Origin of the sequence: Candidatus Trichorickettsia mobilis, assembly GCF_034366785.1 — a bacterium.
GTDB lineage: Bacteria > Pseudomonadota > Alphaproteobacteria > Rickettsiales > Rickettsiaceae > Trichorickettsia > Trichorickettsia mobilis_A.
On the sequence record NZ_CP112932.1, the window covers coordinates 509983 to 535259 of the forward strand.

Genomic DNA, 25277 nt, shown 5'->3' on the forward strand with positions numbered 1-25277 from the left:
TCGTTTTTTCTAAAAATTCTTCTCTCATGCAATTTCCGAAGAGGTCTAATATACTAACTATACATTGTTTAAACGAATCTTTCTTAAGCTCCATATAAAAAACTTGTGACTTTATTGAGTAATCTTAATACTTTTACACCACATTAAAATTAACTTTTGATATTATTCACTTCTTTCTCTAGCTCATCTGCTACTTTAATAAAACGCACTCCCAACTCATAAGCACGTTGTGCAGCAACTAATTTTGTCAGCATTTCTACAGTCGAAACATTAGACATCTCTAAATTATTTTGTAAAAACCTATTATTTTGGTCAGCAACTTCAAGCGCATCACCGGATCCAACAGTCTCAACCAATGTATTACTTCCTTTTTCTTCCAAACCCTTTTCATTTGGAAAAGTCCAGAGTTGAATTCGTCCAATTTCATTTTGTGCATTGGTTGCAGGATCAGTGTAACTTACGGTACCATCTTTAGCAATAGTAACTGCGCTAGGATCTATACCATTAGGTATGGTAATACCATCTAATAATGGCTCTCCTCTAATGGTAACAATTTGTCCAGTATCTGGATCTATCTTAAATGACCCATCTCTGGTAAACCCTCTGCCATTAGGGAAAGTTGGAATATTAATTGCAAAATACCCAGCTCCTGCAATAGCAATATCCAACGGCTGATTAGTTGTTTTGAATGCTCCTTGAGTTAAAATACGATGAATACCAGCAATTCTAGCTCCGGAACCTATTTGCGCTCCAATCGGACGCTTACCTGCGTCAGCATTTTCTTGTATCCCAGCTTTTTTCAAAGTGTTATAAAAACCATCTTCTGTATCTACTTCAGACGCTTTGAACCCGGTAGTATTAGCATTTGCAACATTGTTTGCTAATACCTCAATCCTACTTCTTTCAACTTCTACGGCTGCTGCAGCAGCATTCAAGGCAGCTATGGTCATAATTCAGACTCCTTAAAATTGATATTATATTCGCCAGTGTATCTACTAAGAGGCTGTCAGATCAGTAGATCTAAGTGGTAATTTTGTCGTCAAAACTTGCCTCCGCTCCTCACGTACAAGAGTACGCTGCGGTGCTCGCCTTCGTTTTTTCTAAAAATTCCTCTCTTATATCTACTGATCTGACAGCCTCTAAGAGAGTAGATGTAAATAAAACTGTATTACACTGACTATTCTTATTTAAGATAAGCTAAAATCTAATAAAATCTACTTAAGATTTACTATTAAATGAGTTACTTAACAATATATTACTAGCAATAAGTCATTCATTGCTCGCACATTTTTTTTATTTTGATCATTTAGCAACTTTAGTTATTACGCTTCTCTCTAAATCAGCTATACCAGACATCAAATTATTAGTAGCACCTAATGACCGTTGTAATTCTACCATTTCTGTCATAGCTTTCGTTGAGCTTACATTTGAGCTTCTAAGTGCACCACTAATAATGGTGAAGTCATCAAGCACGACATCACGAACTTTACTACTATACAAATTGTTCCCTTCTTTTATCAGTTGGTTAATATCACTAATACTAAAGACTCCAATTATACCGATAATATCTTCGTCTGCATAAATACTACCATCTGCTGCTACTCTAATATCCTGAGTATCAACCGGGATTAATATTGGCTGCCCGTCTCTGCTAGCAAAAGGTAACCCAGTTGCATTCACTAAAATATACTCGCTGTTGATAAATAATCCACCATTTAACGTATATCGATCACCTTGTACTGTTAAAATCTTAAAATATCCTTCACCTGCAATTGCTAAATCCATTGGACGATTAGTTGTTTGCAAGGTGCCACGATTACCATTTTTGTATGCACCTTCAGTGTATACAAAAGAATTAGAGCGTTTTGTTGATTGTTTAGTATCAATATTTTTAAACAATACATTATCTGCTTCATAACCGGTAGTATTTGCATTAGCTACATTATTAGCAACTATTGCAAGTTGTGTCTTTCTAGCAATCTGATTAGATAATGTAATGTAAGTACTATTATTGGCATAAGCTGAATTGCAATAAAACAACATTGCGATAATTACAATAATATGTCTAAATAAAACAATTATGGGTGTTACCAGAGTTAAACTGTGTATCATAAACTCAATATGGATTAAAGTTTTACATTCTCAAAAGATTTCAGTAGAGAAAAAATAAATCTACATGTATTTGTATATGATAATGTTTGAAACTACTACAAATTTCAAACAGACAACCAATCAATAATTTGATCAATATGGCAAAAAGTTTTTTCGACGCACAAGACGAGCCCTTGACCCCAACAGCCACTACTACACCTGGTGTTGCATTAACCGATAAAGCTCAAAGTGATAAAAAAATTAAAAAAATTGCACTAATTGTTATCCCATTATTAATTTGCGCAGTCGCCGGAGCTTATTTTTTCTTCAAGATAGTAAGAAAACCAAAAACATATAGTGATACTAGCAGAGATGCTGCAGCTATTGCTGATAGTGCTGAAGCTATTACTAACAGCTATGTTGCACTAGAGCCAATGATAGTTAATTTAACAGCAAGCGAAAAAGGTAAGCCGGTATATCTAAGACTAACTCTTACATTACGGGTATCTTCTGAAGCTGAAACTAAACTAGTGCAAGCAAAAACACCAATGATTATCGATAATTTTCAGGCTTTCTTAACAGGATTGAGACCAGCTGATCTTAGTGGCACTGGTGGTATACTGTTATTAAAAGAAGAATTAACAAAACGAATTAATAAGATAGTTGCTCCTATGATAATTAAAGATGTATTATTTAAAGAAATGATGATTAACTGAATTTTAATTATAGGCTTCCTGTCAAAAATTTAACAAGCAGTGAATTTAAATACAGTTAAAAAAACGAGAAAAAGCAATTATGTCTAGTGATAACATAGAAAATAATCCTAATAATTTAAATCGCGAACGCGAACCAGTTACTCATTCTTTATTATCTACGGGAGTTAAAGCGGTATTAGATCAGGCATTACAATCATATGAAAGATTACCAATGCTTGAAATTGTGTTTGAGAAATTTTCACAACACCTTGCTACTGCCTTTCGACATTTAACCTCAGAAGCTGTGGATGTAGAAATTGTCAGTTTTGATTCGTTACGATTTGGAGAATATTTTAAAACGATGAAAGCACCATTGCCAATAGTCGTATTTAAAGCTATTGAGTGGGAAAATCTTGGATTGCTGATTTTAGACGATAATTTAGTATTTACTTTTATTGATATTTTACTTGGTGGAAAAAAAAACGCTACCGCTCAAGTAAAACGTGAAGCATCTAGAGGGTTGACTTCCATTGAGCAAGGGATTGTCAAACAAATCTCTGAGATAGTACTGACAGAATTAGGACATGCTTTTGAACCGGTTAGCTCTACTACTTTTTCCTTAGAACGATTAGAAACTAATCCTAATTTTGCTACAATTACTAGGCCGGGAGATGCCATTATTGTACTTAAAATTAAAATAGAAATCGAAAATCGTGCAGTATATATGGATCTAGTGATACCATATAAAACTATTGAACCTATTAAAGAACAGTTGCAACAAGTATTTTTTGGCGATAAATTTGGAAATGATATAGTCTGGGAAGAAATGATATTCAATGCGATTTATCAGATTGACTTACCTATTGAAGCAGTCATTATTAATAAGCCTACTCCTTTGTATGAAGTTATTAATTTAAAAATTGGTGATACAATTGTAATTGATCATGTTCAACACGAAGATATATTAATACGTTCTGGGCATATCGCTTTATTCAAGGGTCAAATTGGTAAAGTTGAAAATAAAGTAGCTGTTAGTATAACCAAATATTATTGAAGATTAGACAAAATGTTGTTAGATTTTTTATTGATCATCTTGATTGGAATTTGCATCACCTATTGTTGGGTGCTAAATCGTCGCATTCAAGATTTACAGAATAGTCGTATCGAATTTGCTAGAATGGTTAAAGAACTAAATGTATCAATTGTAAAAGCCGCTGCTAGCGTCACTGAGCTTAATGAATGCGCTATGGTTACTAATAAAGAATTAAAATCTTCTATAGATTCTGCTAATAGCATCTATCAAGAACTGATAATGCTTAATGAAATCGGTAATAATTTGGCTAATTCTTTAAGCCAACAAATAACGAGCTTACACCATAACAGTAAAAATTATACTAACACCAAAGCTTCATCGGATTCACAACAATTTCACTCACAATATGTTGATAATAGTGATAATCCTTTAAAATCAAAATTTACTGATGATGATTTAGCAGAAGAAATTGATATATCTACTACTGCTGGTACTAGTACAGCATCTAATAACAAAGCAGATTACGCAAATCAGTTTAAAAAATTTTTAAATAATATAGTAACCAAAAAAGCTGATGATGGAATTACTCTAAATCAATTAAATTACTATGATTCTTTAAGAAGGGTTAGTACAAAAAAATGAAGATTAAATTCTTTTCTCCTATTTTAGTAATATTGATGGCTGTCTTATCAGTAAAGCTATGGACATTATTCAATAAAATTGAAGCACATGCTGGTTATGCTACAGATACTGCAGCAACAACTTCTATTCTAGTAGATACTGCATATGCCACTGATAAAAAAACGAATAACACTGAAACTCAACAAATTTATGATAATTATCTGGATCAGAAACCAGAAAATACTTCACAAAAAAACGAACTAACAAAAGTAGAAAATGCTAATCAAGAAACCAACAATAAATCTGCAAGCAAGACTGGGAATAAATCAGGAAACAAGACACCGCCACCGCCAGCACCGCCACAACCAACAGGAACCTCTTTGTTAGAAACACCTAATATTAGTAACTCTGAACTTAAATTATTAAAGGAATTATCAAAAAGACGCGTGGAACTGGATAAAAATCAAGAAGAGATAAAAGTTCGCGAACAAGTTCTAAGAGCCACTGAGAACAAAATTGACCAAAAAATGCTTGAACTCAAAGATCTTCAAGCCAAACTTGAAGAAGTAATGAAGCAATATGATCAAAAAGAACTTGGTCGGATTATGAGTTTAGTAAAAATTTATGAAAATATGAAACCAAGAGATGCTGCAAAAATATTTAATGAACTTGAAATGCCAGTATTATTGCAGGTTGTTAGTAATATGAAGGAAATTAAAGTCTCTCCAGTTCTTGCAAGTATGGATCCTATGAAAGCACGCGACTTATCTATTGAACTTGCAAAACAAAAAACAATAACTGTAGGAAATTAATGCTTTTGACTATCAACAGTTATTTACAGTTAGGTTATTTATTTACTTTATTAATTCTAGTTGGGTTATTTATTCAAAACTGGTTTATATATATTAAGTCTATTAACCTACCAAAGAAATCCAAGCTCGATAAAAACAGTCAGTAAGCAATTTAAACTAAGTAAATTAGAGAGTGTTCAATAAATTGTGTAACCGTCAAGCTTTGAGACGAAGTTGAAGCAATTCAGTCAAATTAGCATGAGGTATTCAATAGACATCTTGCATACCCTAGAAGGTTACGGAATTTTTCAGACAAAACTCGTCTCCGTTCCGCAAGCAGTCTCCTTGTTGTTGCGGAACGGAGACAAGTTTTGACAACAAAATTATAAACCAGCTATAGTTGCAAGAAATCTAATTTTATTATTATAAACTAGCGTATTATTCAGCACTTACTGGATCATGTTTCTATCATACAATTGCTTCAATTTTTAACAGAATCTCAAGCAAGATGACTTTTTATAAAACCCGCGAACACTCCAATTTATATATTACAATTATTCTAAATTCACTCATATATTAATGCTTAAGAAAACCAAAAACAGGCTATTGTTAATATTATGCTCTATAACTTCTTGTGCATTAGGCATATATATTATTTTGTATAACCTTGAGCAAAATATCACTTTTTTTTATCCCCCTTCAAAGATAACTTCCGCTCTATTTAATCAAGAAATTAGAATAGGTGGTATTGTAAAACCTAATTCGATTAACAAATTAAAAGCCAATGAGATAATGTTTACAATTACCGATCATGCTCAAGAAGTAAAAATATTTTATAGAGGTATGCTACCGGCATTATTCAGGGAGAATCAAGGTATAGTTGCACAAGGGAAATTATCTGGTGATCTATTTATGGCAAATGAATTGTTAATCAAACACGATGAAAATTATATGCCTCCTGAAGTAGCACAAGAGTTCAAGAATAAATAATAGTTAACTTCTGTCACTTTAAATTATAGTTATAAGTCTTATCTAATAGTAGACCTCTTGCATAACCTAGAGACGGTTGAGGAATTTTTCAGACAAAAACGAAGTCGAGTACCGTAGCGTACCCTTGTTTGTTGCGGAACGGAGACGAGTTTTGACAACAAAATTACCAACCGGAATAGGTTATGCAAGAGGTCTAGTGTTGGAAGTGTTCACAAAACCATATGTCAAGCTAAGGAAATGCAGTGAGCTACTTCGTCTATTGCGATGGCGTTGTCGAAGCAATCCAGAAACAAATACATGTTTTACTGGATTGCCTTGACCACTATCCACTATCGTGGTCTCGCAATGCGAAGTGCGATGATGCTCAAACAAGGCAGTTCGTATAAACTCTTTTCCTTAATTTTATGAATAGGTTTTCGCGAACACTCTCTTATCCAACTATTAAGTTGGATTTAACTCTTAATTCAAATCACCAAAGAACTCATCAACTTTTCCAGCTTCTAGAATGTTATGGGATACTTGCCAATCTTGGTGTGTATTAAACAGGTTAATTGCATCTTGTGCATATTTACCCCCTTGCATATGAGCAAGCTGAGTTAGCACAGTATGATTATCTCCGATTACCGCAGTCCAATCAATTACTACTTTATCAGTCGCTAACCAATGAATTAATGCCTCATCGCCTGTATCAAGCAATTTTTGTACTTCTCTTACAGATAGATCGCTGAAATTAAATTTCACCTCATGTTCAGGTATACTTTGATCAACAAGCATTGCACTTTCTGGATTAAGAGCGCAGTTGATTTTGAGTAGCTCTAAAAACTTAAGACCTTTCTCTTCATTCTGTTTGTGTATTTTATTATGGTAAAATACTATCATACCCTTACCTACAGTACTAAAATTACCATAGAATTTTTCAGCATTATAAGATATATCAGCAAATAAATCATCCATTCCATCTATAGCTGTTTCTACTATCTTTTCAAAAAATGCATTTACACCAATGGAAATACCGTCCTGTAATACAGTTTGCCATTCAGTCACTTGCTCATTGGCAATAGAACCTGGTTTTATTTTCTCAATTAAGGGAGTGATGATTTGCGCTTTTAATCCATCATTAAAATGATAGCTTTCTATCTTTGGATCTCCTAACTCAGTAAATACTTTATTAATTATGCCTTGAATTTTTATAGTGTGCATCCCCCATTTTTCAGGAACAACATTACCATAGATATCATAGAACCATTTTGTTACAGCTGCAGGAGTTTTGTTGATAAATGCAGCTTTTATCTTAATCATAGCTTCGTCTAATATAGGTTTGAATGCCACAAACTCTTGACCAGCATAATTAACTTGCTGCCCTCCAAGAACTTGATCCTGTACTACATTAAGCAAGTTAATTAATTTACCAAGATCACACATATGTAAGTCGCTTAAACAATGGGTCAATGAATTAGATAACCCTTCATCATTACTAGTACGGACCACATGAATTATATGACCAAGTACTTTTTTAAAGCTCCAATTTTCTGGCAAACGATCATGGATATTAGTCATTCCGGATAATAAATCAATTACTTGCGGGATAGTTAATTGGTTATGCATACCATGCCATTTACTATTATTCCAACCAGCAAAATCTTTTCCTCTATAATCACTTATTTCTTGAGTAACTTGCAGGTCTGATAATGAAAATTTTTGATATAGTAAATTTATAATCTTTGGCGCATTAATTTTATTAGGCTCATAACCATCCAAACGTCCGTTAGTTAAGTCTAATTTATCAGCTATAGCAACCGATATTGGTTTTTGCGGCTCTACAGATCCGAGGTCACGCAATTCTTTAATAACAGCATTTGCATTACCAGCTTTATTAGCATGCAATATTTCAGCCATATCCATTAATCTCATTCCTAATGTGTTTTTATAGTTAATATGAAATAAGGAGTTATTTTGTTCATCAACCATTTTAAGAAGATTTATGGCAATATCCCAATTTTGATTACCTGATTTGGCAATTAACAGTGGTAGATTATTTTGCTCATTATCTAAAGGTTGAGTCCACTGAGCTTGGTCTATATTAGCGATCAGATAGTTAAGATTAACTTGCAGATTTTGTTGACTGTTCTGTAATACTTTTACAAATAAAGGCGTGCCTTGCTGGTTGGTTGATAACCAATTGATGTTTATTTCCAAATTTTGTAATACAGGTAATAAATTATCAAGATGCAATAAATGTTGTGGAACAAAACTTAATATATGATCTTCTATCCCACCAATTTTGCTATTCATGTCAACTTTAAATTTGTCTTTAAACATCAACATTAAAGTCTGTAACTCATAATTATCTCCAACTCTAGATAATAAATTAGCAATTAATGTTGTACCGTTTGTTATTTTTAGTAAATCAATTTTTTCTTCCGGCAAAAGAGCAACAAAATCTACTAACTGCATAGGATACATGTGAATCATTGGGCTATTTAACATCTTGTTACTAGCTTCTACCCAGTCAATATTTTCAAATTTAGCCAGTAATTTTACAATATTAGTAATAGCATTCGGATAGCTAGGTTTCATGAACATGATATCAAAAACATCCTGATTAGTAGTATCTTTATGACTAAAATCCCAAGGCAGATCGTTAGCTTTACTCAAGATGGATAATGCCCATTCCACTTGCTGTAAATCGAAACAATTCTGGACTATATTTCCTAAAAACTGTTGACCATTACCAAAATCAGCAGTCCATTGATTAAAGCCTAAAGCTATCAATTTATTAAAGCTTGCTTGCATGGTCCAAGGATTATTATCTTTAGTTATCATTCTAGCAATCATCGGCAAATCTTGGATAGAGACTTCAGCAAGTTGTGCTCCAGGAAATAAATCTGCTGCTACTGATAAAGCAATGTTCTTACGATCCGCAAAAACAAACGCCATAAGTCCTTTGTTAACCTCAAATCCTAATTCTTCAATTGTCTTAATTATTTCCCCAGGCTCTTGGTTATAATTTATCTGATCTACAATCTGAGTTAATATAGCTGTCCCATTTAACTTAAAAGTCAAACCATATTCATCTTTAGCAGTTTGCAATAATTGCACTATATTATTTTGTATATTGTCAAAGGCAGAGATTTTACTAAGGATATTATCACCATTCATACCATTTAATTGTTGACCCCAATCAATATTTTCATAAGCCTTTAACAGCTTAATTACCTTCTTAAATTGTTGTTGATCATTTACATAATTAAATAGTTCTTTAAGTAAAGTAGTAGCTGACGCAAACATACCCATAGGAATCATAAATCCTGCTGGATGCATTATTGCTACTCCCAATTCTTGAGATGGAGTGTTGAAATCTATTTCCTGACCTTCATAAGCCTTTAACATATCAGAAATTTTTACTTTATCTCGAAATGCAATAAATACATCTACAAATTTAGTTTCAGTTTTTGCAATTGCTTGAACAAAATATTTATTAATATCAGCACCGTGATTAAGCTTATTAACAATGTCGTAAAATGCTGTATGATGATTTTGATCTTTTATTCCAAGATCTATTTTATTTTTAGCAAATGCCTTAACTGTTGGTAATAACTGCTCTGGTTGCATCCAATTATTCTGCTGAAAAAATGCGGTCATAAAATTACGTCCATGATGCATTCCACCATTAAAATTCTGCGCCCAATTGACGTCATGTTCTGACATTGCATCAAGAACCCGACCTAGGTCCTGATGCGGTATGTTTTTATTTGCTAAAATTTGTAAAGCTGTACCACTGACTCCATCTTGACTTGGTAGATTAAAATCAATTTTTATTCCTTCATTACTAAACGCTTTCAAAGCTAAATCTGTTGGCACTGTCCAGTTATTTAATATTGTATGAGCAAATTCATTTAAGTTGTATTTGCCTTTTAATAAACTAACCACCTCTTGTAATTGCTCATGATCGGTAATTTTAGCAGCTAAAGTTTGCGCTACATTTAAAGGTAACAGTGGCAATGCATCCTGCATAGGAACACCATTAGGTAGTAAATTTGACTCAACTAGATTTTTCAATGTTTTTACTAATCTCATATTAGATGTCTGCTGTATAAACCTTTCAACAATAGTTTGACCTGCTTGAATTTGATCAGTTGCAGTCAATTGAAAATTTTCTGCTAAAATCTTTACGGCTTGATCGTGCTGTTTTTTGATAGAACCATAAAAAAAATTATTCATGAATAAATTTTGTAACAATTGTAAATCAGCACTAATGTTAAAAGCCATTTCTGCGTTAGATATAGCTTGCAGAATTTCAGCTGGTTTTTGTGTACCATTCATTAATGGTGAAGTTAATAAATCTGCAAAATAACTATTATTTGTTTGATCATAAATATCTAATAAATTAATATTTTCGCCCTTCAACTCTTGTAACGACTGTTTTAATTCAGTTAAATTATTTAAATTCCTAAAATCTTTCATAAAATTACGCCTATAAATATTGAATAGAATTATTAATATACATTAATATATACTTAATAATCAAGTGTTTTGTTTTATTAATTTGTAATTTTTGTTATCAAAATAACATTGATACCATTAATCACCTAGCAATAATCATGCCATTGATAAATTATTGTCATTATCTAAGATTTAGTTTAGGATGTTTCAAAACTTGAGAACTCTCAATAAAATAGCGTCGAATAAAGAAGTTTTATAAGGACTTTAACATAATATACATCTCATCACTATGCTGACTAAAGATTCATATTTAAAATTAAGTAACTGTATTAGAGTATTAGCCGCTGATGCAGTTGAACATGCTAAATCTGGTCATCCTGGAATGCCACTAGGTATGGCCGATGTAATGACAAGTCTAGCCTTTGATTTTTTACGCTTTAATCCCAATGACCCTCTGTGGTTTAATCGAGATCGCTTAGTATTATCAGCAGGGCATGGCTCTATGCTACTTTATGCTTTTTATTATCTGACCGGCTATACTAATTTTACCATCTTTGATCTAAAAAATTTTCGTAAACTACACTCAAAAACTCCAGGGCATCCAGAATATGACGCCTATCAAGCAATTGAAACTACCACCGGTCCATTAGGACAAGGCTTCGCTAATGCCGTCGGAATGGCTATTGCTGCCAAGAAATATCAACATGTTCTTGGTAATAAGATCAGCAACTATAAAATTTATTGTATAGTTGGCGATGGTTGTTTAATGGAAGGAATAAGCTATGAAGCTGCTTCACTTGCTGGTCATTTAGGTCTTGATAATTTGATAGTTTTATTTGATGATAATCAAATTTCTATTGATGGTAAAACTAGCCTTGCTGTCTCTGAGGATCATTTAGGTGTATTTACTGCTCTTGGATGGGGAGTTAATGCTATTGATGGCCATGATTTTACACAAATTAGCTCTAGTTTAAATCAAGCACAAAATACCAACAAACCACAATTGATAGCTTGTCGCACTTTAATTGCCAAAGGCTGTACAAATAAAGCTGGATCTGAAACTGCACATGGCTCGCCATTAGGAGGTACTGAGATCAAATTATTAAAAACTCAGCTGCAAATGCCAGATGCTGCATTTGAGATTCCGGAAGAATTACGCGCTACGTGGAAAACAGCTTGGCAACGCAATAAATCAAATTATGAAACTTGGCAAAATCATTACGCTCAATTATCACCAACAGCACAGGAGTATTTAGCTCCGGTTAAAATTAATACTGATTTTTTAAATAACATTCAACTAGCAACTCAACCAGAATCAACTAGAGTATCGTCAGGACGCGTTATCCAAGAATTACTCAAGATGTCAACTAAAGTAATTTGTGGCTCAGCTGATTTATCATTCTCGAATAATATCAAAAATTCTCTGAGTGTTGTTATCACCAAAGATGATTTCAGTGGCAACTTCATTCATTATGGTGTTCGTGAACATGCAATGGCTGCAATTATGAATGGCCTTGCTTTGTCAGGATTCTTACCAATAGGGGGAACATTTTTCGTTTTTGTTGATTATATGAAACCGGCAGTGCGATTATCAGCAATGATGCGACAACAGGTAATTTATATCATGACCCATGATTCAATTGGAGTCGGTGAAGATGGTGCTACTCACCAACCGATTGAACAACTAGCAGGAATGCGTGCGATCCCCAATCTACAAGTACTGCGTCCGGCTGATTGCGCTGAAACCATTGAATGTTGGCAGATAGCTATATCTGATCACACCAGACCACACATGCTGGTCTTAACCAGACAAAATGTCCCACAAATCAAAGCATCTCTCGATTGGAGAAACACATCTTTAGGCGCATATGTAATTTCAGCAATAGCTCCACAATTAGATGTTAATAGTAATTTTGATGTTTGTATATTTGCTACCGGCTCTGAAGTCCAACTGGCATTGAACGCAGCAGAAACTTTGACCGTTGTCGATAATCTCAAAGTACAGGTAATTTCTATACCTTGTTTTGAATTATTTTTTAGACAAGATCAACAATATATCAACTCTATTATTCTAAAATCTACAAAATTATGCGTAGCAATTGAAGCTGGTTGTGCTTTTGGTTGGCACCAAATTATTGGAATAAATGGTATATTCTTTGGCATCAATCAATTTGGAGTATCAGCCCCTGCCGAAGTAGCCTATGAACACTTTACCTTAACTACCGAGAATATTGTAAATGCTATAAAAACTAAACTTTGTGATTTGTAACGTTATAACTCAGCTCATGAAATATTTTGTAATATAATGTCATTTGCTTTTAATATTCATTGATTTTAGACTCCTACAATCAATTTATTAACGCCTACTCCATATATGCTCAAACATTTATACGCACAATCTACAATAATTAATCCCATTAGTTGTTATGGCATAGGGGTACATTCTGGACAAAATATACAATTAACTTTAAAACCCACAAAACCAAACACTGGCATTATCTTTGTACGCACTGATGTTCAGTCAGAGATCAATTATATCGCAGCTTCATACTTAAATGTGGCAGATACTGCAATGTCCACTAACTTACAAAATCAACATATCCGCGTTAGCACCATAGAACATTTAATGGCAGCACTTTGGGGATGTGGAATTGATAATGTGATTGTTGAATTAGATGGCCCTGAAGTACCAATTATGGATGGTAGCAGTAAAGCCTTTGTTTTTATGATCGAATGTGCTGGAAAAAAACTACAAAATGTAGCAAAAAAATATCTAAAAATCCTTAAAGAAATTCGAGTCAGTGATCAAAATCGTGAAATTATAGCGTCGAAGTCAAAAACAATGCACATAAATTTAACTATAGAATTTGACAGTAAAGTTATTGGTAAACAAAATTTATTATTTTCTCAAACTATAAATTCTTTTAAAGAAAATTTAGCTAACGCCAGAACATTTGGTTTTTTAAATGAGCTTGACTATTTAAAAGATCGAGGATTAGCGCAAGGCGCTTCTCTGGATAATGCTATAGGAATTGATCGTGATACTATACTAAATCATGACGGACTAAGATATGAAGATGAATTCGTTAGGCACAAAGCTTTAGATATGGTAGGTGATTTGTACACATCAACAGCTAACATTGTAGCTTCATTTAATGCTTTAAAAACTGGTCATCAACTTAACAATGAATTACTACATAAGATTTTTAGTGATAGTCAAGCCTACACTTGGGTAGGAGCTAAAGACTTATAATCAATTCTATTGATTATAACTCAGTGTCGAACTATGTCAAATTGTCAAGCTTTGATGGCTTTGCCTGAAGCAATCAAATTTTGATGCTGTTGTGAGTGTTCACGGTTTTTTAAACATACTTTTCCGATGTCATTCCTGCTTTTGTAGAAATGACATCAGAGCTTACAGATCTAAAGCAAAGCCAAAAATCGCGAACAAGCGATCAATATTTTATTAAAATTTACCTTTGTCTACGCTTGGAGGATTACTTCTGCTTTTATCTAGTTGCTCAGTAAATTTCCCTACTACTTCTTTAGTAACTTCCTGAGTTACTTTTTGAGCACCTTTACTAGCTTGCCCACTTATTTCCTCAACTCCAGTTTTTGCAGTGCTTGTTATTTTATCAGCTCCTTCTTTTACTGCGCTTATAGTACCGGTTTTAACATTGTCTACTGCGGTATTCACAGTTTTTTTTGCATCATCCAGCACTTGATCTTTAGTTTCTTTACCAGATAAAAAATTACAAACACCACTCCATATGCTTTTTGCTGCAGTACCCAAGTTTCCTACTAGGTTATCAACCACCTTTTTTCCTGCTTCTAGCGCAGTATCTACCAATGCCTTACCAACGACATTTATAGTAGCGCATAAGCCGCTATTAACTTCCTTTAAGGTATCTTTAACCGTATCTCCAAAAGGTAATTTATCGATGCCTTTATTAATACTACCCTCTAGCCATGTAGTAGCCGTATCAATTGCGCCATAAGAAACTTCGGTAACTTTAGCACCCATTTCTTTTATTTTCTCATTAGCTAAATCTTGATACTGCTCTACCGCTTGTGTAGGCACTAGTGATTTTACTTTTTCAGTTAATACTCCTTGAAGTACTGAACCTAATTCTTCTGTTAAAGTGCCAGGCATAAATTTATCTCCATATTTGATTGATAATAAATAATTTAAAAAACTGTATCAGACCTAATTAAATTTAGTAATAATTATGTGATGCACTAGAGTCTACATAATAAACTATTTTCTTGTTTTTTTATAGAAAAACTATACCTAAACCATGTTAGTTAGTAGTGTTGTGTAAATTTTACACTTTTCTAAAATGTTGCAATAATATCATGCAAGAGAAGTCTAGATCTTTATGCTCTATTCTGAAACCGCTTCTACAGATTTTACTTCTGGTACAAAATGTTGTAGCATTGATTCAATACCATTTTTTAAAGTGATGCTTGAACTTGGGCAACCAGAACAAGCTCCATGTAATTCAAGTTTAACTACTCCATCCTTAAAACCACGATATATTATATCACCACCATCCATTGCAACAGAGGGTCTCACTCGTGTTTCTATAATTTCAATTATCTGTTTTTCTATATCAGAGACATCATCTAATTCGCTTGAGTATAATTTTTCTGCAGCGCAATCAAATATGGGCAAGTTCATGGTAAAGTGATCCATCATGGTCATCAAAATTTCTGGCTTAAGCACACTCCAATCGCTGGTGGTAGATTTTGTAATTGTAATAAAATCATCACCAAAAAATATTGCTGTTACATTTTCAATATCAAATAATTTTAAAGCCAAACTACTTTTTGCTTTGGCATGACTCGCATCGCTAAAATGTATTGGTTGATTACCAGCAATAGTGATCCCTGGTAAAAATTTCATTGCTTCTGGATTAGGGGTATGTTCGGTACGAATTAACATGATATGGTATTTACTCTAAATATTAAGATTCAGTAGTCTGTCATAGTCATAAACAACCAAATTCAAGCTACTATATCAGGATATAAGATTGACTTAATATATGCAATACGATCCTTTATAAATAATTTACGCTTTTTTAGCCTTTGCGTGGTAAGTTGATCTAAATCATTTTCTCCCTGATTCAAGCAATCATCTATTAACTGATTTAAGTTAGAATGCTCTTGCTCCAGTTGATTTAATTCTTCAGTTAGTGGCAATTCTTCATCGGTCATAGCCATAAATTAATTCCAGCATATTATTCCTTGAGTACTTTAATATATATCATAAATAGTTTCTTCTACAAAATATAATTACGAATCTTGCCCTAACTTTTAGTTAATTAATATGATATTTAACTTGACACCATTGCTAATTTTACCACAATTATATTGGTTATTATAATACAAAATACAAATATCTGTAAGATGAGTTTTATTAAAGACTTTATAGCTCGTGGCTACCTATACCAATGTACAAATTTAGATAAATTGACGCAATTATTTGCTACTCAGAGAGTCATTGCTTATGTAGGTTTTGATTGTACTGCCCCTTCATTGCATGTAGGTAATTTACTACAAATTATGATCTTAAGGTTATTGCAACACCATGGACATCAGCCTATTATTGTTATCGGCGGAGCGACGACTAAGATTGGTGATCCGACTGGTCGTGATGATTTACGAAAAATCCTTGATCATGAAGAGCTGACAAAAAATATTAATGGTATTAAAAATTCACTGGCCAAATTTATTAAATTTGGCGATGGTGCAAGTGATGCTATAATATTAGATAACTCGGAATGGCTTGAGCATATAAATTATCTTGGATTTTTACGTGATTATGGTAGATTGATCTCGGTTAATCGGATGCTCACGTTGGATTCGGTAAAAGCACGAATTGATCGAGAACAAGCATTAACATTTTTAGAATTTAATTATGCTTTATTACAAGCTTATGATTTTTGTCAGCTAAACAAAAAATATGGTTGTGTATTACAAATTGGTGGCAGCGATCAGTGGGGTAATATAGTTATGGGTGTAGATTTGTGTCACAAATTCTCTAAGCAGGAAGTGTATGGCATTACTACACCTTTACTAACCACAAGCTCTGGTCAAAAAATGGGTAAGTCAGTTAATGGTGCTGTTTGGTTAAATGAAGAAATATTAAGTCCATATGAGTATTATCAATTTTGGCGTAATTGTGCTGATGCTGATTTAACAAGATTTGCAAAATTATATGCTGAATTCACTGATGCTGAATTTGCTGAATTTAACCATTTAATTAACAGTAATATTAATGCTGCAAAAAAACAGCTAGCTTTTAAACTAACTGCTATTTGTCATGGTGAAGTAGCAGCTCATGACGCATTAACAACTGCTACTAAACTATTTGAACACAAGACGATAGATGCTAACTTACCCACTATTTTTGTTGCGCTTGATCAGCTTACAAATGGCATTCCTATTTGCGAACTGTTAGTAATTGCTAATTTAGTTAGTTCAAAATCTGAGGGTAGTAGATTAATTAGAGGTGGTGGCGCAAAAATTAACGATCATCCTATCAATGATGAAAATATGGTAGTTGATAGTAGCTTGCTGTTTGATCAAAGCTATTTGAAATTATCATCGGGCAAGAAAAAACATATATTGATTAAAGCAAAGACTTTATCTTAACCGATGATTTGTACTCGCAATGTCATCCTGAATTTATTTCAGGATCTCGTGAAATCCTGACGGAGATCCCGAAACAAGTTCGGGATGACGTGTTAGTTCAGAGTAACTGTAGTTAGTATAAACTTTAGTATAAATCTTTAAACGTTCTCGGTAAAAATATGGTTGTTGAAAACTCAAGATTGTTTAATAAATTTAGAGATATATAAGGTAATCAGTGATTAATATAGAACTTCCAGATAAAACTAAGATGCAATTTGAACTTGGCACTACAGGCTTTGACATTGCCAGTAAAATATCATCTTCACTAGCTAAAGAAGCATTGGTAATTGAAGTGGATGGTCAGCTCAAAGATTTAAGTTTGCCAATTAATTCTGATGCTAGCATCAGAATTTTAACTGCCAAAGATCAAGAATGTTTGGAAGTGTTGCGTCATGATGCTGCGCATATTCTCGCAGAAGCAGCAAAAGAGTTATTTCAAGATGATGTACAAGTAACCATAGGACCAGCGATTGAAAATGGTTTTTATTATGATTTTGCTACCAGTAAGCCATTTACCCCAGAGGATATAGTAGCTCTTGAAAAAAGAATGCACGAGATTGTCAAGCGTAATGAGAAAATTACTCGCGAAGTTTGGAATAGAGATGAGGCAATAAAATTTTTTCGCGATCAAAAAGAGTCTTATAAGGCAGAAATAATAGAATCAATACCCGTAGATCAACAAATTACTATTTATAAGCAAGGTAATTTTGTCGATATATGTCGTGGTCCGCATAGCCCTTCTACCGGCAAAGTAAAACATTTCAAGCTAATGAAAATTGCTGGTGCTTATTGGCGCGGTGATAGTAAAAATCAGATGTTACAGCGCATATACGGTACGGCTTGGGCTACGGCAAGTCAGCTTGATAATTATTTAAATATGCTGGAAGAAGCGGAAAAACGTGATCATAGAAAAGTTGGTCGCGAGCTTGACCTTTTTCATTTTCAAGATGAAGCTCAAGGTATGCCCTTCTGGCATGATAAAGGATGGAGCATTTATCGTACCATTGAGCAGTATATTAGAACTAAAATTAGAAAAGCTGGATATATTGAGGTAAAAACACCGGTACTGTTAGATAAAAGCCTTTGGGAAGCTTCGGGACATTGGGAAAAATTTAGAGAAAATATGTTTGCTTTAGAAGCTGATGAGAAAATATTAGCTTTAAAACCAATGAATTGTCCTTGCCATGTACAAATATTTAAACAAGGTACTAAGAGTTATCGCGATTTACCTTTGCGAATGGCAGAATTCGGTATGTGCCATCGTAATGAGGCTTCTGGTGGATTACATGGTTTAATGAGAGTGCGCTCAATGGTACAAGATGATGCGCACATTTTTTGTACTAATGATCAAATAATCAGTGAAACAGTAAATTTTTGTAAATTATTACAAGAGGTATATAGTGATTTCGGTTTTAATGTAGTTAACGTTAAATTTTCTGATCGCCCTGCACTTAGAGCGGGAACTGATGAGGTTTGGGATCAAGCAGAATCTGCGTTGCAGAAAGCAGTGGTTGCAGCTGGGCTGGAATATACTTTAAATCCTGGTGATGGAGCATTTTATGGACCAAAACTGGAATTTCATTTAAGAGATGCCATCGGTAGAGATTGGCAGTGCGGAACTCTGCAAGTAGATTTTGTCTTGCCAGAGCGTCTAGATGCTGTTTATATTGCAGCTGGCGGAGAAAAAAAACGCCCAGTAATGTTACATCGAGCAATTTTGGGATCATTAGAGAGGTTTATAGGCATCTTGATTGAAGAATATGTCGGTAAGTTTCCTTTGTGGCTGGCGCCTACGCAGGTTGCAGTAATTACTATTACTAATGATAGCGATGAATATGCAGCTCAAGTGAATAAGTTATTAGTCGAAAATGGTATAAGATCAGAACTTGACATTTCTGCAGAAAAAGTGAATTATAAAGTACGTAACTTCTCAAGTAAAAAGGTGCCACTGATAGCAGTCGTCGGTAAGCAGGAAGTTCTTGATGGAACTATAACATTACGGACATTAGGTTCAAGTGAACAGAAGGTAATGAGTGTGAAGGACTTAATACAGTTTATATTACTTGATACTCGGTGAAAATCTATGGATTGTGTTGTCATCGCTAGAGATCTCCAATGCGCAGCAAGTTTATGTACGCTCCGCGCTTCGACTCTATGAGCTCCTAGCACTCTTTGATTTTGACCTTCGTTTATTGATGTGCATAAAATCAAGTATTAACTATTTTAAGGAGTAAGGCTATTTCTGGAACAAAAGATAATAATTTCCCTAAAGCTAATAGAGATATTAGGGCCAAATTAGTTAGATTAGTTGATGAAAACGGTGAAATGTGTGGTGTGGTTACCATACAAGAAGCTTTGGAGCGTGCTTTGGCAGCTGCGTTAGATTTAGTTGAGGTATCGCCTACTGCTGAACCGCCGGTATGCAAGATATTAGATTTTGGCAAATTTAAATATGAATCTAAGAAAAAAGTTCACGATAGCAAAAAAAAGCAGAAAATTACCGTTATTAAAGAAATGAAATTTAAACTTAATATAGGTCAAGGTGATTTTGATACTAAGCTACGTAAAATAAAAGAGTTTCTTAGCGAAGGAGATAAAGTAAAGATTTCTTTATGGTTTAAAGGTAGAGAAATTATGCACCAAAATATAGGAATGCAGTTGTTTAATCGGATCATTTCTAATCTTGAAGGAATAGCAAAAATTGAATCAGAGCCAAAAATGGAAGGTAAACAAATTATGATGATGGTGTGTCCTATCTCCTCCGGTAGTAAGTAGATTATGCAAGAGATTTAATATTTTGTAAGCGTTCACGAATTTTTTAATTTGAACGTTAGTATACACATATAAGGCGTTATCACAAAGAACCGCTAGGCTCTTAAGCTTCGTGGTGACCAATTAGCTCAGTAAGAAAGAGCCTTATAAAGACTGGATTGCTTCGATTTTTAACAAAATCTCGCAATGACAACTTTTTACCATAAACGTTTACAATATTTTTGAGTTATTAGCGCCCTTAGCTCAGCAGGATAGAGCAACAGATTTCTAATCTGTGGGTCAGAGGTTCGAATCCTTTAGGGCGCGCCAAATTATTACCCAATTTTGCTTTAGACAATTGATTGATGAGTGTCAGCATGCTAAATATAAAATTTTCAAAACATACTTTATCTGATAATCAAGTTGAAGTTATCTTTATCGATGAACGGTTAAAACTTGATAATGCAACTATGATGTTCGATCAGCAACATCATGGTCTGATCTCAAAGACCATTCAGGATGCACGTGGCTTTTCTGGTAAAGCTGGTCAAAGTAAGATATTAACTACTACCAATAAAGCTGGTGCAGTTAAGCATTTAATTATTCTTGGTATCGGTGATGAATCAAAGCTGAAAGCTTCTTGTCTTGAAGAATTAGGGGGTAAGGTTTTATCATTAGCTAATTCAACTAAAGCAGTAAGCATTGGTATAATGTTAACCGGTAAAATTGGTGATTTCCAGTGTGAAGTTGCTGCAGCTTTATTAAGCAGTGGAATATTATTAGCATCTTATCAATTTGATTCATATTTTACTAAGAAAAAAGATGAAGACAAGAATTCTATAAATTCAGTGGAAATTTTGGTTGACGATATTGCGGTTGCAGAAAAACTATTTATTGAAAAAAAAGCTATAGCAACTGGAGTATTTAGTGCCAGAAATTATATCAGCGAGCCGCCTAATATTCTATATCCAGCATCTTATGCAGAGATGATTCAAAATGAACTTGAGCCTTTGGGAATTAAGGTGGAGATTTATGGCGAGCGAGAAATGCGCAACTTCGGTATGGGGGCTTTGCTTGGTGTAGGTCAAGGATCACAAAATGAATCTAAGTTAGTGGTGATGCAATATTTTGGTGAGAGTGATCACAACATAGCGCCGATAGCTCTGGTAGGTAAAGGCGTGACTTTTGATTCAGGTGGTATTTCAATCAAACCGGCAGCTGGTATGGGAGATATGAAGTATGATATGGCTGGCTCTGCTGCAGTGGTAGGAACGATAAAAGCTCTGGTTTTACGTAAGGCAAAAGTTAATGTTGTCGGAGTAATTGGTTTAGTCGAGAATATGCCATCTGGTAATGCTCAAAGACCAAGTGATATAGTTAAAACCATGTCTGGTCAAACTGCAGAAGTACTTAATACTGATGCTGAGGGAAGATTAGTGCTTGCCGATGCTATCTGGTATACTCAAGATAGATTCAAACCAAAATGTGTCATTGATCTTGCAACATTGACTGGAGCAATTGTCGTAGCTCTGGGAAATGTTTATGCCGGTTGTTTTGCCAATAACGAAGAATTAGCATCACAGTTGATTAAAGCTGGAGATCAGGTCAATGAAAAATTATGGCGCATGCCGTTGCATAAAGATTACGACAAAATGCTAAAGTCTGATATAGCTGATATGGCTAATATTAGTGGTGGTAATGGTGCTGGTAGTTCTACTGCAGCGCATTTTATTGGTCGTTTTGTTAATGAAAGTACTGCTTGGGCACATCTTGATATAGCAGGTGTGGCTTGGGAAAAAAATGGTAAAGCTATTTGTCCGAAAGGTGCCGTTGGTTACGGGGTGCGGTTGTTAAATCAATTTATCCAAGATAATTATGAAGTATAGCAAGGCACAGCCAGCTTATCCAAGATAGAAATATGTCTCGCATATTCGTAATTGGCAATGAAAAAGGGGGCGCAGGTAAAACTACCTGTGCGATGCATTTAATTAGTGCTCTTCTTGATCAAGGGTATAAAGTTGCCAGCATAGATACAGATTTACGTCAGCTTTCACTTACTAATTATATAAAAAATCGAGAATTATATAATCAAAAAAATCCCGATAAATTAGTGCCGCAACCTTGCCATTTTTATTTGACGACCAAAGGTGAAAATGATGAAGATGCAAATCTGTTGTTATTTGAACAAAAATTGTGTGATGCACGCAACTTAGCGGAGTATATAGTAATTGATACCCCTGGTTATCATTCATTATTATCAAAACTAGCTCACTCTTATGCCGATACCATAATTACGCCTATTAATGATAGTTTTATGGATCTGGACGTCATGGCTAAAATAAATCCTGATGATCTTAGTATTATTAGCCCATCTATTTATAGTCAGATGGTTTGGGAACAAAAAATGCAGCGAGCAGCACGGGATCAGAGCTCAATAGAGTGGATAGTGATGCGTAATCGATTAAGTCAAATTGATGCAGTAAATAAACGCAATGTAGGGTACGTGCTTGAAAAATTAGCAAAACGAATTAGTTTTAAAATTGCTCCTGGCTTTAGTGAGCGCGTAGTATTTCGAGAATTATTTTTATATGGCTTAACGTTACTTGATTTAACCACTGCAAATCTCGGAAAGCCATTGGCTTTATCTCATGTCGCCGCTAGGCAAGAATTGCGGGATTTTTTGACTTGTTTAGGTATATAGTTATTTAAGATGTCATCCTGAACACAAAGGGTCATCCTGAATTTATTTCAGGATCTTATGAAGTCCTGATGAGATCCCGAAACAAGTTCGGGATGACATGGTGTGTTCGGGATGATTTTTAATAATTGCATAAGATGCGAGAAACTTATTCCATAAACAAAAATTATAGCATTCGCTTATTAGACTTCCTGCAATGCCTAGAAATGGTTGAGAAATTTTTCAGACAAAAACGAAGTCGAGTGCCACAAGCAGTCTTTTGGTACTCAAGGAATGGAGACAAGTTTTGAGTGAGCAAAATTATAAACCAGCTATAGTTATGCAAGATGAAAATAGTATTTTCTATTATCTTAATTGGAGTGATAAGTTATTTTGTTTATAATAACTACTTTGCGTTTTCTATCCATGAAATTATCACTATTTATCCTGATAATACAGAAACTAAAATCAAACCTTTGCGTACAAGTGAGGCTTCTCTACATTCTTCAGATAATTTAACAGACTTTATAACATCAAAACAACATAATTATAATAAGAAAATTGATTTGCTTCCTGAACCAGAGCAACCGTTGAATATTGATTTTTTGTTTTCACGTAAACAAGAAGAATACTTAGATCCTATAGATATTATAATTACTGATATTGTGACAGGTAGTAAGGAACCATCTCCTATTACAACAAAATCGTCAACTATTAATAGCTCCTTGAATATTACTAAAGTTACTGAAAAAACAAAAGAACTAGATAAAACATTAATCCGGAATACAGTAAAACATAAATACACAATACAATTAGCTTCAGTTAAATCTGAAGTAGAAGGTATAGCTTTATGGGAAAAACTTAAAAAACGATATCCTAAATTACTCGTAGCGGACGAGATGATCATGCAAAAGATTAAGGATAATCAAGGCAAATTTTACTATATATTGCTGGTAAATGGATATAATAACTTAAATCAGGCAAAAAACATCTGTAAACAACTTGCTAAATCACAACAACGCTGTACAGTATTAACTAATTAATATAGTTGTTTATGCTGAATTCTGATAGTATTCATTGAATACTCTTGTAATTCTCCATTCTGAAATTTACAAATTAATCTCAATGATTGCAATAGGTATCACTGGTAGTTTCGCTTCCGGTAAAAGTTTTGTTCTAAACTATCTATCTTCTATGAAGTTTCATACCTTTTCTGCTGATGAATTTGTCAAGAATGTGTATAAAGATCAGTTTATTCAACAGCAAATTTTAAACTTAATACCAGAATTGAAGGTTTTTGATAAAATCGAAATAGCTAAATTAATTTATCACAATGAAAAAATTAGAGAAAGATTACAGAATTTTATTCACCCTTTGGTGATAGAGGCATTACTGGCATTTAAACAACAAAATAAAGATGATTTATTGCTTTTTGCTGAGATTCCATTATTATTTGAATCTCACTTTGAGTGCTATTTTGATTTGATAGTTACAACTTTTTGTTCTGAACAATCACGATTAGAACGTGCAAAAATGCGAGTTAATTTTGATCAGCAAATTTATGATTATATTGAAACCATTCAATTACCACAAGATTACAAGATTAAAAAAGCAAATTTTGATATCAATACTGACATAAATCTTATAGAATTAGAATCACAAATTCGTAAACTAATACAAAAATGTCATGAATATGCGCGAAATAATAATCGATACTGAAACCACTGGTCTTGACCCAAAAAGTGGGCATCGTATCGTAGAAATTGGAGCTCTAGAAATGATTAATAGAGTGTTAACTGGCGCTCAATTTCATTATTATCTTAATCCTGAACGTGATATGCCTACTGAAGCTTACAGGATTCATGGGATCTCAGGTGAGTTTCTTAAGAACAAACCAGTATTTAAAGATGTTGCTATTGAATTTTTACAATTTATTGCAGATAGTAAATTAGTTATTCATAATGCTCAATTTGATGTCAAGTTTCTTAATCATGAACTGTCATTAATCAATCAACCATCAATAGAGCTTAATAATACCATTGATACTCTTGCGATCTCCAGAAAAATGTTTCCTGGAATGAAGATCAGCTTAGATGCGCTATGCAAAAGATTTAATGTCGATAATTCTACGCGCCAGTTTCATGGAGCATTAAAAGATGCAGTATTGCTTGCTGAGGTCTATATAGAATTAATGGGAGGAAGGCAAGGGTTTTTTGAAATCACTAACAACAATCAACAGCAAAAATCTGCTATGGCTGTTATTACCACTTCTTATAAAGTTGACTCAGCAAAGCTTAAAGTAATATCACCTACTAGAGCAGAGCTAGAAAATCATAATAATTTTTTAACAAAACTCACTGTACCATCAAGCTGGTCATGATTATAGCTTCGCTAGTTGAATTATGGTACACCAAATATGCTGCGTCTCAGCTGTTGCGCAACAAAGTAATCACTGCTTGCACAGCCCCGAAGCGAAAAAATTAACATAC

At 33.9% G+C, this 25277-nt stretch carries 21 protein-coding genes and 1 tRNA gene; 16 read left to right on the forward strand and 6 right to left on the reverse strand.

The window, feature by feature from the left end:
* Positions 1–149 precede the first annotated feature (149 nt).
* Together Trichorick_RS02325 and Trichorick_RS02330 are read right to left on the reverse strand one after the other, a co-directional pair.
* A complete protein-coding gene (locus Trichorick_RS02325; protein WP_323738650.1) occupies positions 150–950 on the reverse strand; it encodes a flagellar hook-basal body protein in 801 nt (266 codons plus the stop codon).
* A 352-nt stretch (positions 951–1302) separates the two neighbouring features.
* Positions 1303–2112, reverse strand: a complete 810-nt coding sequence (locus tag Trichorick_RS02330) for a flagellar hook basal-body protein (RefSeq protein ID WP_323738651.1) — start codon at positions 2110–2112, stop codon at positions 1303–1305.
* A gap of 137 nt (positions 2113–2249) precedes the next feature.
* On the opposite strand from Trichorick_RS02330, the gene Trichorick_RS02335 reads away from it, so the two are divergent.
* From Trichorick_RS02335 to ccmE, 5 genes are all read left to right on the forward strand, one after another.
* The gene (locus Trichorick_RS02335) at positions 2250–2807 is read left to right on the forward strand and encodes a flagellar basal body-associated FliL family protein (RefSeq protein ID WP_323738652.1); all 558 of its coding nucleotides are present in this window, start codon (positions 2250–2252) and stop codon (positions 2805–2807) included.
* A 79-nt stretch (positions 2808–2886) separates the two neighbouring features.
* The gene (gene fliM, locus Trichorick_RS02340) at positions 2887–3840 is read left to right on the forward strand and encodes a flagellar motor switch protein FliM (protein ID WP_323738653.1); all 954 of its coding nucleotides are present in this window, start codon (positions 2887–2889) and stop codon (positions 3838–3840) included.
* Positions 3841–3852: 12 nt separating this feature from the next.
* Complete coding sequence (locus tag Trichorick_RS02345; RefSeq protein ID WP_323738654.1) at positions 3853–4461, forward strand: DUF6468 domain-containing protein; 609 nt, start codon at positions 3853–3855, stop codon at positions 4459–4461.
* Positions 4458–5252: a MotE family protein gene (locus tag Trichorick_RS02350; protein ID WP_323738655.1), complete on the forward strand. Its 795-nt coding sequence runs from the start codon at positions 4458–4460 to the stop codon at positions 5250–5252. The genes Trichorick_RS02345 and Trichorick_RS02350 overlap by 4 nt, the downstream gene beginning before the upstream one ends.
* 558 nt (positions 5253–5810) lie before the next feature.
* Positions 5811–6221, forward strand: coding sequence for a cytochrome c maturation protein CcmE (gene ccmE / locus Trichorick_RS02355; RefSeq protein ID WP_323738656.1), 411 nt, complete (start codon positions 5811–5813; stop codon positions 6219–6221).
* Between the two features lie 459 nt (positions 6222–6680).
* On the opposite strand, the gene Trichorick_RS02360 is transcribed toward ccmE, so the two are convergent.
* Positions 6681–10685, reverse strand: coding sequence for a hypothetical protein (locus Trichorick_RS02360; RefSeq protein ID WP_323738657.1), 4005 nt, complete (start codon positions 10683–10685; stop codon positions 6681–6683).
* 268 nt (positions 10686–10953) lie between these two features.
* On the opposite strand from Trichorick_RS02360, the gene tkt reads away from it, so the two are divergent.
* Together tkt and lpxC are read left to right on the forward strand one after the other, a co-directional pair.
* Positions 10954–12933 (forward strand): transketolase, encoded by a 1980-nt coding sequence (gene tkt, locus Trichorick_RS02365; protein ID WP_323738658.1) that lies wholly within the window; start codon positions 10954–10956, stop codon positions 12931–12933.
* A 105-nt stretch (positions 12934–13038) separates the two neighbouring features.
* Positions 13039–13917, forward strand: a complete 879-nt coding sequence (gene lpxC / locus Trichorick_RS02370; protein ID WP_323738659.1) for a UDP-3-O-acyl-N-acetylglucosamine deacetylase — start codon at positions 13039–13041, stop codon at positions 13915–13917.
* A gap of 213 nt (positions 13918–14130) precedes the next feature.
* Here the strand turns inward: lpxC and Trichorick_RS02375 are convergent, their stop codons facing one another.
* The 3 genes from Trichorick_RS02375 to Trichorick_RS02385 all read right to left on the reverse strand — a co-directional run bounded on the left by Trichorick_RS02375 (position 14131) and on the right by Trichorick_RS02385 (position 15887).
* Positions 14131–14817 carry a hypothetical protein gene (locus Trichorick_RS02375; protein WP_323738660.1) on the reverse strand — a complete coding sequence of 229 codons (687 nt, stop codon included), beginning with the start codon at positions 14815–14817 and terminating at the stop codon, positions 14131–14133.
* Positions 14818–15048: 231 nt separating this feature from the next.
* On the reverse strand, positions 15049–15609 hold the full coding sequence (locus tag Trichorick_RS02380; protein ID WP_323738661.1) for a NifU family protein: 561 nt from the start codon (positions 15607–15609) through the stop codon (positions 15049–15051).
* A 62-nt stretch (positions 15610–15671) separates the two neighbouring features.
* The gene (locus Trichorick_RS02385) at positions 15672–15887 is read right to left on the reverse strand and encodes a YdcH family protein (RefSeq protein ID WP_323738662.1); all 216 of its coding nucleotides are present in this window, start codon (positions 15885–15887) and stop codon (positions 15672–15674) included.
* A gap of 186 nt (positions 15888–16073) precedes the next feature.
* Here Trichorick_RS02385 and tyrS point away from each other — a divergent pair, with 186 nt between their 5' ends.
* The 9 genes from tyrS to dnaQ all read left to right on the forward strand — a co-directional run bounded on the left by tyrS (position 16074) and on the right by dnaQ (position 25168).
* Complete coding sequence (gene tyrS, locus Trichorick_RS02390; RefSeq protein WP_323738663.1) at positions 16074–17321, forward strand: tyrosine--tRNA ligase; 1248 nt, start codon at positions 16074–16076, stop codon at positions 17319–17321.
* Positions 17322–17535: 214 nt separating this feature from the next.
* Complete coding sequence (gene thrS / locus Trichorick_RS02395) at positions 17536–19437, forward strand: threonine--tRNA ligase (RefSeq protein WP_323738664.1); 1902 nt, start codon at positions 17536–17538, stop codon at positions 19435–19437.
* Positions 19438–19598: 161 nt separating this feature from the next.
* Positions 19599–20135 carry a translation initiation factor IF-3 gene (infC, locus tag Trichorick_RS02400; RefSeq protein ID WP_323738851.1) on the forward strand — a complete coding sequence of 179 codons (537 nt, stop codon included), beginning with the start codon at positions 19599–19601 and terminating at the stop codon, positions 20133–20135.
* Between the two features lie 229 nt (positions 20136–20364).
* Positions 20365–20441: transfer RNA gene (locus Trichorick_RS02405), tRNA-Arg, on the forward strand.
* 47 nt (positions 20442–20488) lie between these two features.
* Positions 20489–21997 (forward strand): leucyl aminopeptidase, encoded by a 1509-nt coding sequence (locus Trichorick_RS02410; protein WP_323738665.1) that lies wholly within the window; start codon positions 20489–20491, stop codon positions 21995–21997.
* A gap of 17 nt (positions 21998–22014) precedes the next feature.
* Positions 22015–22812, forward strand: coding sequence for a division plane positioning ATPase MipZ (locus Trichorick_RS02415; protein ID WP_410250259.1), 798 nt, complete (start codon positions 22015–22017; stop codon positions 22810–22812).
* Between the two features lie 323 nt (positions 22813–23135).
* Positions 23136–23831, forward strand: a complete 696-nt coding sequence (locus Trichorick_RS02420; RefSeq protein WP_323738667.1) for an SPOR domain-containing protein — start codon at positions 23136–23138, stop codon at positions 23829–23831.
* Positions 23832–23913: 82 nt separating this feature from the next.
* On the forward strand, positions 23914–24507 hold the full coding sequence (coaE, locus tag Trichorick_RS02425; RefSeq protein WP_323738668.1) for a dephospho-CoA kinase: 594 nt from the start codon (positions 23914–23916) through the stop codon (positions 24505–24507).
* Positions 24476–25168, forward strand: a complete 693-nt coding sequence (dnaQ, locus tag Trichorick_RS02430) for a DNA polymerase III subunit epsilon (protein WP_323738669.1) — start codon at positions 24476–24478, stop codon at positions 25166–25168. The genes coaE and dnaQ overlap by 32 nt, the downstream gene beginning before the upstream one ends.
* Positions 25169–25277: the final 109 nt, after the last annotated feature.

Bases quoted from the DNA above. Each gene is read 5' to 3' on its own strand.
- Trichorick_RS02325 (WP_323738650.1), bottom strand. From the start codon at position 950: ATGACCATAGCTGCCTTGAATGCTGCTGCAGCAGCCGTAGAAGTTGAA.
- Trichorick_RS02330 (WP_323738651.1), bottom strand. From the start codon at position 2,112: ATGATACACAGTTTAACTCTGGTAACACCCATAATTGTTTTATTTAGA.
- Trichorick_RS02335 (WP_323738652.1), top strand. From the start codon at position 2,250: ATGGCAAAAAGTTTTTTCGACGCACAAGACGAGCCCTTGACCCCAACA.
- fliM (WP_323738653.1), top strand. From the start codon at position 2,887: ATGTCTAGTGATAACATAGAAAATAATCCTAATAATTTAAATCGCGAA.
- Trichorick_RS02345 (WP_323738654.1), top strand. From the start codon at position 3,853: ATGTTGTTAGATTTTTTATTGATCATCTTGATTGGAATTTGCATCACC.
- Trichorick_RS02350 (WP_323738655.1), top strand. From the start codon at position 4,458: ATGAAGATTAAATTCTTTTCTCCTATTTTAGTAATATTGATGGCTGTC.
- ccmE (WP_323738656.1), top strand. From the start codon at position 5,811: ATGCTTAAGAAAACCAAAAACAGGCTATTGTTAATATTATGCTCTATA.
- Trichorick_RS02360 (WP_323738657.1), bottom strand. From the start codon at position 10,685: ATGAAAGATTTTAGGAATTTAAATAATTTAACTGAATTAAAACAGTCG.
- tkt (WP_323738658.1), top strand. From the start codon at position 10,954: ATGCTGACTAAAGATTCATATTTAAAATTAAGTAACTGTATTAGAGTA.
- lpxC (WP_323738659.1), top strand. From the start codon at position 13,039: ATGCTCAAACATTTATACGCACAATCTACAATAATTAATCCCATTAGT.
- Trichorick_RS02375 (WP_323738660.1), bottom strand. From the start codon at position 14,817: ATGCCTGGCACTTTAACAGAAGAATTAGGTTCAGTACTTCAAGGAGTA.
- Trichorick_RS02380 (WP_323738661.1), bottom strand. From the start codon at position 15,609: ATGTTAATTCGTACCGAACATACCCCTAATCCAGAAGCAATGAAATTT.
- Trichorick_RS02385 (WP_323738662.1), bottom strand. From the start codon at position 15,887: ATGGCTATGACCGATGAAGAATTGCCACTAACTGAAGAATTAAATCAA.
- tyrS (WP_323738663.1), top strand. From the start codon at position 16,074: ATGAGTTTTATTAAAGACTTTATAGCTCGTGGCTACCTATACCAATGT.
- Trichorick_RS02410 (WP_323738665.1), top strand. From the start codon at position 20,489: ATGCTAAATATAAAATTTTCAAAACATACTTTATCTGATAATCAAGTT.
- Trichorick_RS02420 (WP_323738667.1), top strand. From the start codon at position 23,136: ATGAAAATAGTATTTTCTATTATCTTAATTGGAGTGATAAGTTATTTT.
- coaE (WP_323738668.1), top strand. From the start codon at position 23,914: ATGATTGCAATAGGTATCACTGGTAGTTTCGCTTCCGGTAAAAGTTTT.
- dnaQ (WP_323738669.1), top strand. From the start codon at position 24,476: ATGAATATGCGCGAAATAATAATCGATACTGAAACCACTGGTCTTGAC.